This window comes from Streptomyces sparsogenes (assembly GCF_001704635.1).
Lineage (GTDB): Bacteria > Actinomycetota > Actinomycetes > Streptomycetales > Streptomycetaceae > Streptomyces > Streptomyces sparsogenes.
On record NZ_MAXF01000002.1, the window covers coordinates 1 to 11,222 of the forward strand.

The following is an 11,222-nucleotide window of genomic DNA, read 5'->3' on the forward strand; positions in this document are numbered from 1 at the left end:
GCCCGGGGGCATGGACGTGGTGCTGGACTGCCTCGCGGGCGAGTTCGTGGACGCGTCACTGCGGCTGCTGGGTCAGGGCGGCCGGTTCCTCGAGATGGGCAAGACCGACATCCGCGCCCCCGAGCAGATCGCCGACACCCACCCCGGCGTGGACTACCGCTCGTACGACCTCGTCTCCGACGCGGGTCTCGACCGCCTTTCGGAGATGCTGTCCACCCTGGCCGGCCTCTTCGCCCAGGGCATCCTCACCCCGCCCCCGGTCCAGGCATGGCCACTGGCCAAGGCCCGACAAGCACTGCGCCACATGAGCCAGGCCAAACACACCGGCAAACTCGTCCTCGACATCCCCCCACCCCTCAACCCCCACGGCACCGCCCTGATCACCGGCGGCACCGGCACCCTCGGCGCCCTCATCGCCGAACACCTCATCACCACCCACCACATCACCCACCTCCACCTCCTCAGCCGCCGCGGCCCCCACGCCCCCGGCGCCACCGACCTGAAAACCCGCCTCACCCAACTGGGCGCCACCGTCCACATCACCGCCACCGACACCACCGACCCGGAAGCCCTCCAACACGCCCTCGACACCATCGACCCCCACCACCCCCTCACCGCCGTCATCCACGCGGCCGGGGTCCTGGACGACGCCGTGATCACCTCCCAGACGCCCGACAGTCTCCACCGCGTCTGGGCCGCCAAGGCGACGGCCGCGGCCCACCTCCACCGGGCCACCCGGCACCTCTCACCGGCCATGTTCGTGATCTTCTCCTCCGCCGCCGGTACGTTGGGCAGCCCCGGGCAGGCCAACTACGCCGCCGCCAACGCCTATTGCGACGCGCTCGCCACCCGGCTCCGGCACGCCGGAGTGCCGGCCACCTCCATCGCCTGGGGCCTGTGGGCGGCGACCAGCGGCATGACCGGCGGACTCACCGAGATCGACCACGCGAGGATGAGCCGGTCGGGGATGGCACCGCTGCCCTCGGAGCACGCCCTGGCGCTGTTCGACGCGGCGCACGGGGTCGGTGCGGGGCGGGTGCTCGCCGCCCGGCTCGACCTGGCGAACCTGTCCGCCCAGCCCAGCGAAGCGCTGCCGCCGGTGGTCCGCTCGCTCACTGGCACCGGCCCCCGGGCCGCGCGGCGGAGCGCGGCGGCTCCCGTGACCGACCTGCCCGGCCGGCTGGCGTCGATGGCCCCCGCCGGACAGCTCGCGCTCCTGCTCGATCTCGTCCGGACCCACGCGGCCACCGTGCTGGGGCACACGGATGTCGCCACGGTGTCGGCGAACACCCCCTTCAAGGATCTCGGATTCGACTCGCTGACGGCGGTCGAGCTGCGCAACCGGCTCACCACGGTGACGGGCCTGCGGTTGTCCGCGGCGTCGGTGTTCCGCCATCCGACACCCACCGCCATGGCCGAGCACCTGCGGGGCGAGCTGTGCCCGGCGGGGGATGACGCCGCGCAGCCCGTGCTGCGGGAGCTGGAGCGGCTCGAGGCGGCGGTGGGCGAGTCGAAGCCGGAGGGCGAGACCAGTGCCCGGCTCGTCAAGCGGTTGCAGACCCTCTTGTGGCGGCTCGGTGACGAGACCGCCGCGGTCGATCACACCGTCGACGGCGAGGCGCTGGAGTCCGCCTCGGACGACGAGATGTTCGCGCTCATCGACCAGCAACTGGGCTCGTCCTGACCGGCCGCGAGGAAGAAGTCCACGAGGGAGAAGTCCGCGAGGGAGAAGCCGATGTCAACCACTGAAGACAAACTGCGCCAGTACCTCAAACGCGTCACCCTCGACCTCGGCCAGGCCAGGCAACGCCTGCGCGAAGCGGAAGAACGCCACCAGGAGCCCATCGCCATCACCGCCATGGCCTGCCGCTACCCCGGCGGGGTCGGTTCCCCGGAGGCCCTGTGGGACCTCGTCGCCACCGGCACCGACGCGATCGGCCCCTTCCCCACCAACCGCGGCTGGGACCTGGACGGCCTGTTCCACCCGGACCCCGACCACTACGGCACCAGCTACGTCCGGGAAGGCGGCTTCCTCCACGACGCCGAGCGGTTCGACGCCTCCTTCTTCAACATCAGCCCCCGCGAAGCCCTCGCCATGGACCCCCAGCAGCGAGTGCTCCTGGAGACCGCCTGGGAACTCCTCGAACGCGCCCACATCGACCCCCACAGCCTCAAAGGCACCCTCACCGGCGTCTACACGGGGGTGTCGAGCCAGGACTATCTCTCACGGATACCGCGCATTCCCGAGGGCTTCGAGGGCTATACGGCCACGGGCGGACTCATGAGCGTGATATCCGGCCGGGTGGCATACACCCTGGGCCTGGAGGGACCGGCGGTCACGCTGGACACCGCGTGCTCCGCGTCGCTGGTGGCGATGCACCTGGCCGGGCAGGCGCTGCGGCAGGGCGAGTGCGACCTGGCCCTGGCCGGTGGCGTGACCGTGTTCAGCACGCCCACCGCGTATGTGGAGTTCTCCCGGCAGCGGGGGTTCGCGCCGGACGCCCGCTGCAAGCCGTTCGCCGCGGCCGCGGACGGCACCGGCTTCTCCGAGGGCGTGGGCCTGGTGCTGCTGGAGCGGCTGTCGGACGCCCAGCGCCACGGGCATCGTGTCCTCGCCGTGCTGCGCGGCTCGGCGGTCAACCAGGACGGCGCCAGCAACGGGCTGTCCGCGCCCAACGACGCCGCGCAGGAGCGCGTCATCCGGCAGGCGCTGGCCAACGCCCGGCTCTCCGCCGACCAGGTGGACGCGGTCGAGGCACACGGCACCGGAACCACCCTCGGTGACCCCATCGAGGCGCAGGCGCTGCTGGCCACCTACGGCCAGGACCGCCCCGCGGACCGGCCGCTGTGGCTGGGCTCGATCAAGTCGAACATCGGCCACACCCACGCGGCGGCGGGCGTGGCGGGCGTGATCAAGATGGTGATGGCCCTGCGGCACGGCCGACTGCCCGCCACCCTCCACGTGGACGAGCCCACCTCGCATGTGGACTGGGGCACGGGCACGGTGCGGCTGCTCACCGAGCCGGTCGAGTGGACGCGGGGGGAGCATCCGCGCCGGGCCGGCGTGTCCTCGTTCGGCATCTCCGGCACCAACGCCCATGTGATTCTGGAGGAGGCCGCCCAGCCGCCCGCCGCCACCGGTGGTGAGCGGCCCGGAGACCGGCTCACGCCGTGGGTGGTGTCGGCGCGCGGTGAGGCCGCGCTGCGCGACCAGGCCCGGCGGCTGCTCGACGCGACCGCTGACGGCGATCCCGGGGCGGTGGGCTGGTCGCTGGTCACATCGCGTGCGGTGCTCGACCAGCGTGCGGTGATCACGGGCCGGGACACCGAAACGCTGCGGGCGGGGCTGGCCGCGCTGGCGGCCGGGGAGGACCATCCGGCGCTGGTGCGGCGCGAGGCGGGGGTGCCGGCCTCGGGGTCGCGGGTGTTCCTCTTCTCCGGGCAGGGGAGTCAGCGGCCGGGCATGGGCGCCGGACTGCACGAGCGCTTCCCGGTCTTCGCCGACACCTTCGACGAGATCTGCGCACTGCTCGACCCCCACCTGGACCACCCCCTGCGCGACGTCGTCTTCGCCACCCACCCCCACCACACCGACCTCCTCAACCACACCGCCTACACCCAAGCCGGACTCTTCGCCGTACAAGTCGCGCTCACCCGGCTCCTCGAACACTGCGGCCTGCACCCCGAGGCCGTCATCGGCCACTCCATCGGCGAGATCACCGCCGCCCACATCGCCGGCGTCCTCACCCTCCACGACGCCTGCCACCTCGTCGCCCACCGCGCCGCCCTCCTCGGCGAACTCCCACCCGGCGGCGCCATGACCGCCATCGAAGCCACCGCCGACGAGATCACCGAAACCCTCGCCCCCTACGACGGCCACGTCACCATCGCCGCCCTCAACGCCCCCACCAACACCGTCATCTCAGGGCCCGAAGAACTCGTCACCCGGCTCACCGCCACCTGGAAGCAACGCGGCCGCAGAACCAAAAACCTCACCGTCAGCCACGCCTTTCACTCCCCCCTCGTGGAACCCGCCCTCGACGACTTCCACCACGCGATCAAGGACCTCGCCTACCACCCGCCCACCATCCCCCTCATCAGCAACCTCACCGGCCAACCGGCCGACCAGGACATCACCACCCCCGACTACTGGGTACGCCACATCCGCCAACCCGTCCACTTCCACCCCGCCATCACGCACATCGCCCCGCACACAGCGGCCTTCGTCGAGATCGGCCCCGACGCCGTACTCATCCCCGCCACGCAGAACACCCTCGACACCCTCGAAGACCAACCCGCCCACCCTCCCCTGCTGATCCCCACCCTGACCCGCAAACAGCCCGACGTGGAAGCCCTGGCCCACACCCTCGCCCGCCTCCACACCCTCACCCCCCTCGACTGGCGCCCCTGGTACCCCGACCGACCCACCCCCACCACCGTCGACCTGCCCACCTACCCCTTCCAACGCGAGCGGTACTGGCTGCCCGACGCCCTCGCGGACGCCCCGCCACCGGAGGCGGACGAGGAGCAGGTCCGGTTCTGGAACGCGGTGGAGGCGCAGGATCTCCCGGCGCTGTCCGAGACGCTGGGCATCGGCGAGGAGGACGGGCGGCGCTCGTCGCTCGGCGCGGTGCTGCCGACGCTGTCGCGCTGGCACCAGGAACGCCATGAGCGGGCGACCGTGAGCTCCTGGCGCTACCGGGTCGGCTGGCGCCACCTGCCGGACCTGGGCCCGGCGGCCCTGGCGGGCCCATGGCTGCTGGTCGTGCCGCCGAAGGGCGCCGACGCGTGGGCCGAAGCCTGCGAGCGGGCCCTCACGGCGGACGGCGGCGAGGTGCGGCGGCTGGTGACGGACGGCCGGGCCCATGCGGCCGGGCTCGCCGCGTCGCTGCGGGCGCTGTGCGCCGAGGGCCCGTCCCCAGCGGGGGTGCTGTCCCTGCTGCCCCTCGACGAACGGCCGCACGCGGCGTTCCCCGCCGTGACCGGCGGTGTGACGGGCACCCATGTCCTGCTGCGGGCCCTGCTGGAGGCGGGGCTCGACGCGCCCCTGTGGTGCGCCACGCGGGGCGCGGTGGCGGTCGACGACGACGAAGCGCCCGAGGCCCCGGCGCAGGCCCAGATCTGGGGGCTGGGCCGGGTGGCCGCGCTGGAGCACCCGGCGGCGTGGGGCGGGCTGATCGACCTGCCGGCCTCGGCCGCGGACCTCGCTCCCGGCCTGCTGTGCGCCGTACTGGCCGGGCGGGACGGGGAGGACCAGGTGGCGCTGCGGGCGGGCGGGGCCTTCGGGCGGCGGCTGCTGCCCGCCCCGCTGGACTCCCGGGCCCCGGCCCAGGAGCGGGCGTGGACGCCCCAGGACGGCGTCCTCGTCACCGGCGGGGTCACCGGAGCGGCGGCCCTCGTGGCGCGGTGGCTGGCGGCGGGCGGCGCCAAGCGCATCGTGCTGCCGGCGCCGGACGGCCCGGCCGCGCCCGGTGCCGCGGAACTGGTGGCCGAGCTGGCGGAGCTGGGCGCGGAGGCGACGGTGGTGGACGGCGTGCCGTCCGAGCCGGCGGCCCGCCGGGAGCTTGCCGACCGGCTCGCGGCCTCGGGGCTGCGGGTCCGCACGGTCGTGCACGCCGGGGCGCCGGGTGACTGGGCGCCGCTGGCGGAGCTCTCCCCGGACGAGCTGGCCGAGGCGCTGTCCGACGCCGTGGGGGGAGCCGATCGGCTCGCGGAGCTGTGCGGTCTGGAGCCCGACGACCCGGTGGTGGTCTTCTCGTCCATCGCCGCGGTCTGGGGCGGTGGCGGGCACGGTGCCCGGGCGGCGGCCGACGCGTATCTCGACGCGTGGGCGCGGCGGCGCCAGGCGGCGGGCGGGCATGTCGTCCGGCTGGCGTGGGGCGTGTGGGACGGTTCACAGGATCTGGAGGCGGCGGAGCGAGCCGAGCGGAAGGGGCTTTTGACCCTGCGGCCGGCTCCGGCGCTGGCCGCGCTGCGGCGGACGCTCGAGCAGAGCGAGGCCGGGGCCGGCCAGGGCACCGACCGGGACGGCGGGGAGGGCGGCGGCGCCGGGGGGGATGTCCACGCGGTGATCGCGGATGTGAACTGGGAGCGTTTCGTGCCCCTGTTCACCATGGCGCGTGCGAGCCGCCTCTTCGACGAGATCCCGGCGGCCCGGCGGGCGTGGCAAGCGGTGCTGGATTCCTCGGACGAGGAGGGTTCCGAGAGCCTGGCGGCCCTGCGGGACCGGCTGGCGGCCCAGCCACCCGAGGCGCGGGCCGGCACGCTGCTGGCCCTGGTGCGCGCCCATGTGGCCGGGGCGCTGCGCTATCCGGCGGCGGAGTCGGTCGATCCGGAGCAGCCCTTCAAGGAGCTGGGTTTCGACTCCCTGGCGGCCGTGGAGTTCCGGAACCGGCTGCGGGGCGCCATCGGCCTGACCCTGCCCGCCACGCTGGTCTTCGACTATCCGACGCCGACCGCGCTGGCCGGCTATCTGGTCTCGCAGGTCCTGCCGGCGGAGCCGGCGGACGAGCCGGCGGCCGCGCAGCTCGACGAGATCGAGGCGACGCTGGCCGCCCTGGACGCGGACGACCCGCGCCGCGCCGGGCTGACGCACCGACTGCGGCTGCTGCTGTGGCGGTACGCCGACGGGGACGGCGCGCTCGAACCGAGCGAGGAGACGGGCGGGGACGATCTGGAAACGGCGTCGGCGGACGAGATGTTCGCCCTCATCGACCGCGAGTTCGGCGAGTCCTGAGCAACAGCGGAGCCCCTGACCCCGGCGGGGTCAGGGGCTCCGGCGACCGTGAGCCGGGGCGATCAGCGAGAGCCGAGCTCCGCCGCCAGCCGTTCCAGTTCGGGGACCACCTCGTTGGGGGACGGCTGAGCCAGCACCTCCTGGCGGAGCCGCTCGGCACCCGCCCGGTAGGAGGGGTCTTCCAGCAGCTTCGCCAGGTGATTCCGGATTCGCTTCCCCGTCATGCGCTCCGGCGGGATCCACCCGCCCGCCTGGGCCTCTTCCAGCCGTGCGCCGCGCACCGAGGCGTCCGGAGCCATACGGCTGACCATGAGCTGGGGGACGCCGTGCGCCAGCGAGCTGCAAAAGGCGGGAAGACCGCCGTGGTGAATCACCGCCGCACAGGACGGAATGACGAGGTGCAGCGGGACGAAATCGACAAGCCTGGTGTTCCGGGGGACGTGCTTCAGTTTTTCCTGGATTCTCCCGGGCAGGGTCATCACGAGTTCCATGTCGAGATCGGCCAGGGAATCCAGCCAGTCCTGCAGCTGCTCGATGGAGACCATCTGGTAACTGGAGACGGGCTGCGAGCTGGACATGTCCCACATGCTCATCCCGAAGGTGGCGAGGACACGCGGCGCCGGCGGCTCGTGGCGGATCCACTCGGGCGCGACGGCACGGCCGTTGTACGGCACATGACGGACGGAGACCTGCGGCACATTGGCCTTGAGCCTCATGGAGTCCGGCACCTGGTCGATCGTGAACTGGCCGGTCACCAGCTCTTCGCGGAACTCGAAACCGTGCTTCTCCCCCCAGGCGCCGAGCCATTCGGCCATGGGGTCCCCGCGGTCCGCCGGCTCCTGCCGCGCCAGCAGCTTCAGGAAGTGGCGGCGCATACGGGCCTCCACCTCGATGCCGATCGGCATCCGCGCGTGTGCCGCTCCCACCGCGGCGGCGGCGACCGCCCCCGCGTGGCTCAGCCATTCCCAGATGACCAGGTCGGGCTTCCACCAGCGGCAGTAGGCGACCAGGTCGTCGATCATCGAATCGTTGATGGCCTTGGCCACTTCGGTGGAGGTGGCGCAGAGCGATTTCAGGTAGCTCAGCGGAAACATCTCTTCGCGGTTCTCGCCCAGATCGATGGGATGGTGAATTCCACCCCATGTCGCTTCGGATGCCTCCGTCTGCGCTTGGTGCGCCTTTTGCAGGAAGTGCTCCTCCGATCCGACCTGGACCGCCGTCAGCCCTGACTGGACGATGACGTCGGTGAGGTCGGGGCCGCTGGCCACGTGAACCTCGTGGCCCGCGGTGCGCAGGGCCCAGGCCATCGGCACACAGAACTGGAAGTGGGTCCGCCAGGGAATGGTGACGAGCAGGACACGCATGGCCGGCATCTCTCCTCTCTGGTTACCCGCGATGGCAACCAGTTCGTTCTCCTCGCCTGTGTGCCTTCGTCATCGGCCGCACTCACGTTTATCCTAACGACGCCCCTAAAGGGGGCCTTGCACGTACTCGACCGGCGTTAGTCCGCCTTTAGCCGCGCCCGGAAGACTGGGTACCGCCGGGATGTGACCAACGCCAAACGGACGAGGAGAGCGGTATGGCTCAGAGTTATCAGGCCAGCCGGCAGTGGGAGCGCATCAATGAACTCTGGGTTACCGAGGAGGCGTCGGCCGATCTGACCGGCTTCAAGTCGGACCGCCGGAATTTCAATATCGCGCTGTGGGATCCGACGACCAACGGAATCAGGTATCTGAGGGCCCTCGTCTACGAGTTGGCCACGCGGCTGAGCGACGACGAATGGTCGAAGATCGAGAATGTCCGCAACCGTGACGTGGGAGACCCGGTCGCCGTTCGCTACGAGGGCAGGAGCGTCTGTCTGGACTATCTCCAGGCGGCGCTCGAACTGGGCTTCATCGAGAAGGAACTGGACCTGGGCGGCGCCCGCGTCCTGGAGATCGGCGCCGGGTACGGCCGTACGTGCCATGCGATGCTCTCCAACTACGACCTCGCCTCCTACACCATCGTCGACCTGACGAACACCCTCAAGCTGAGCAGGGCGTATCTGCGCGAGGTCCTGGACGAGAAGCAGTTCTCCAAGCTGAGGTTCGTGCAGGTGGAGGACATCGGCAGGGGGCTGGGCCAGGACCCCTTCGACCTGTGCGTCAACGTGCACTCCTTCACGGAGATGACCCCGGACACCGTCGAGGCGTATCTGCGCCTGATCGACGAGAGGTGCGGGGCGTTCTTCGTGAAGAACCCGGTCGGCAAGTTCCGGGACAAGAGCATGGACGGCCACCAGAAGGGCGAGGAGGCCGTGCGGCTGGCCATGGAGACCGGGCCGCTGCGGCAGGTGCTCGACATCCATGACAGCCAGGCCGTGGCGGCGGCCGTGCCGACGTTCATCGAGGCCTATCTGCCCGGCGAGGGATGGACGTGCGCCGCCAACTCGCGTGGTCTGCCCTGGAGTTACTTCTGGCAGGCCCTCTACAAGAAGATCGATAACGGCCTACGATAGCCCCCGTCTTCCCAGGAGGGAATCATGGCCGCCTCCCCGGTGCCCCCACCCCGCGGTGACCGAACGCTGGCCGGCACGCCCGTCCTGGTGCTGGGCGGCTCCGGCTACCTGGGGCGGCACATATGCTCGGCGTTCGGTGCCGCGGGCGCCGAGGTGGTGCGGGTTTCGCGCGGCGCGGCCGACGGGGTGGACGATGACGGCTGCCGTTCGGTGCGCCTGGATCTGACCGCGGCCGGGCCCGACGAGCTGGCCCGGCTGTGCGCCGATGCGGGGGCCCGGGTACTGGTGAACGCCTCGGGCGCGGTGTGGGGCGGTGGCGAACGGCAGATGGCCGAGGCCAACAGCGAGCTGGTCGGCCGGCTGGCCGGGGCCGTCGCCCGAATACCGGGCCGGCCGCGGCTGGTCCATCTGGGCAGCGCCTACGAGTACGGCCCGGCCCGCCCGGGGACCGCGATCGCGGAGGACTGGCCGCCCGCCCCGACCACCGTCTACGGCCGTACCAAGCTGAGCGGCTCGCAGGCCGTCCTGCGGGCCGCCGCCGAACTCGGTGTCGCCGGGACCGTGCTGCGGGTCTCCGTCGCCTGCGGCCCGGGCGCCCCGGCGAGCAGCCTGGCCGGGGCGGTGGCCGCGCATCTGGCGGCCGGCCGCGACGAGCTGCGGCTCGCACCCCTGCGCGACCACCGCGACCTGGTGGACGTCCGGGACGTGGCCGACGCGGTGGTCGCGGCGGCCCTGGCGCCGGTCGCCGCCGTCACCGGCGCCGTCGTCAACATCGGCAGCGGCCAGGCGGTGCCCGTGCGCCGGCTGGTCGACCTGATGATCGCCCTCAGTGGGCGCCCGGTGCGGGTCGTCGAGGACCCCGTGCTGCGCCGGACGCGTTCCGACGCGGCCTGGCAGCGACTGGACATCGGACGTGCGCGGCGGCTCCTGGGCTGGGCGCCGCGCCGGACCCTGCGGGAGTCACTGCGCGATCTGCTCGCCGCCGTCGGCGCGCCGCGGCCCGCGGCGGCAGGAGCGGCGACGGCCATCGGACCCCGGAACAGCCATGGGAAGGACAGCAGATGAGCGAACGGGTCGGGCGCATCCTCGACGAGGTGCGCAAGTACCACCAGGACAGCCAGGAGGGGCGGGGCTTCATCCCCGGGGTCACCGAGATCTGGCCTTCCGGCGCGGTGCTCGACGAGGAGGACCGGGTCGCGCTGGTGGAGGCCGCGCTGGAGATGCGGATCGCCGCGGGCAAGCTCTCCCGGAAGTTCGAGTCGGCCTTCGCGCGCCGGATGAAGCGCCGCAAGGCGCACCTGACGAACTCCGGGTCGTCCGCGAACCTCCTGGCGCTCTCCTCGCTCACCTCCCATCTGCTGGGCGACCGCCAACTGCGCCCGGGCGACGAGGTCGTCACGGTGGCGGCGAGCTTCCCCACCACCGTCAATCCGATCCTGCAGAACGGGCTGGTCCCGGTCTATGTGGACGTCGAGTTGGGGACGTACAACGCCACGGCCGAGCGGGTGGCGGAGGCGATCGGGCCGCGCACCCGGGCGATCATGATGGCGCACACGCTGGGCAACCCCTTCGAGGCCACGGAGATGGCCCGGCTGGCCCAGGACCACGACCTGGTCCTGATCGAGGACACCTGCGACGCCGTGGGTTCCACCTACGACGGGCGGCCGGCGGGGACGTTCGGCGATCTGACGACCGTCAGCTTCTACCCCGCGCACCATCTGACCATGGGGGAGGGCGGCTGTGTGCTGACCTCGAACCTGGTCCTGGCGCGGATCGTGGAGTCGCTGCGGGACTGGGGCCGGGACTGCTGGTGCGAGCCGGGCGAGAGCGACACCTGCCGCAAGCGGTTCGGGTACCAGATGGGCACCCTGCCGGCCGGCTACGACCACAAGTACATCTTCTCCCACATCGGGTACAACCTGAAGTCGACCGACCTCCAGGCGGCGCTCGGGCTGACCCAGCTCGACAAGCTCGACGCGTTCTGCTCGG

6 protein-coding genes are annotated in these 11,222 nt (G+C 72.1%); 5 read left to right on the forward strand and 1 reads right to left on the reverse strand.

The annotated features are described in order from the left end of the window. Both BBH68_RS00010 and BBH68_RS00015 read left to right on the forward strand, forming a co-directional pair. The coding region (locus BBH68_RS00010) for an SDR family NAD(P)-dependent oxidoreductase (RefSeq protein ID WP_141712935.1) at positions 1-1,684 on the forward strand (1,684 nt) is incomplete at its 5' end. Between the two features lie 51 nt (positions 1,685-1,735). Further along, on the forward strand, positions 1,736-6,736 hold the full coding sequence (locus tag BBH68_RS00015; protein ID WP_065957865.1) for a type I polyketide synthase: 5,001 nt from the start codon (positions 1,736-1,738) through the stop codon (positions 6,734-6,736). Between the two features lie 62 nt (positions 6,737-6,798). Here the strand turns inward: BBH68_RS00015 and BBH68_RS00020 are convergent, their stop codons facing one another. Beyond that, entirely contained in the window at positions 6,799-8,100 is a 1,302-nt protein-coding gene (locus tag BBH68_RS00020) for an activator-dependent family glycosyltransferase (protein WP_065957873.1), read from the reverse strand. 215 nt (positions 8,101-8,315) lie between these two features. Between BBH68_RS00020 and BBH68_RS00025 the strand changes: the two genes are divergently transcribed. The 3 genes from BBH68_RS00025 to rfbH form a co-directional block, all read left to right on the forward strand. After that, entirely contained in the window at positions 8,316-9,233 is a 918-nt protein-coding gene (locus BBH68_RS00025) for a putative sugar O-methyltransferase (protein ID WP_065957867.1), read from the forward strand. Positions 9,234-9,257: 24 nt separating this feature from the next. Next, on the forward strand, positions 9,258-10,298 hold the full coding sequence (locus BBH68_RS00030; RefSeq protein ID WP_065957869.1) for an NAD-dependent epimerase/dehydratase family protein: 1,041 nt from the start codon (positions 9,258-9,260) through the stop codon (positions 10,296-10,298). After that, positions 10,295-11,222: lipopolysaccharide biosynthesis protein RfbH (gene rfbH / locus BBH68_RS00035; RefSeq protein ID WP_065957871.1), on the forward strand; the 928-nt coding region annotated here is incomplete at its 3' end. The genes BBH68_RS00030 and rfbH, both read left to right, overlap by 4 nt.

Bases quoted from the DNA above. Each gene is read 5' to 3' on its own strand.
- BBH68_RS00025 (WP_065957867.1), top strand. From the start codon at position 8,316: ATGGCTCAGAGTTATCAGGCCAGCCGGCAGTGGGAGCGCATCAATGAA.
- BBH68_RS00020 (WP_065957873.1), bottom strand. From the start codon at position 8,100: ATGCGTGTCCTGCTCGTCACCATTCCCTGGCGGACCCACTTCCAGTTC.
- BBH68_RS00015 (WP_065957865.1), top strand. From the start codon at position 1,736: ATGTCAACCACTGAAGACAAACTGCGCCAGTACCTCAAACGCGTCACC.
- BBH68_RS00030 (WP_065957869.1), top strand. From the start codon at position 9,258: ATGGCCGCCTCCCCGGTGCCCCCACCCCGCGGTGACCGAACGCTGGCC.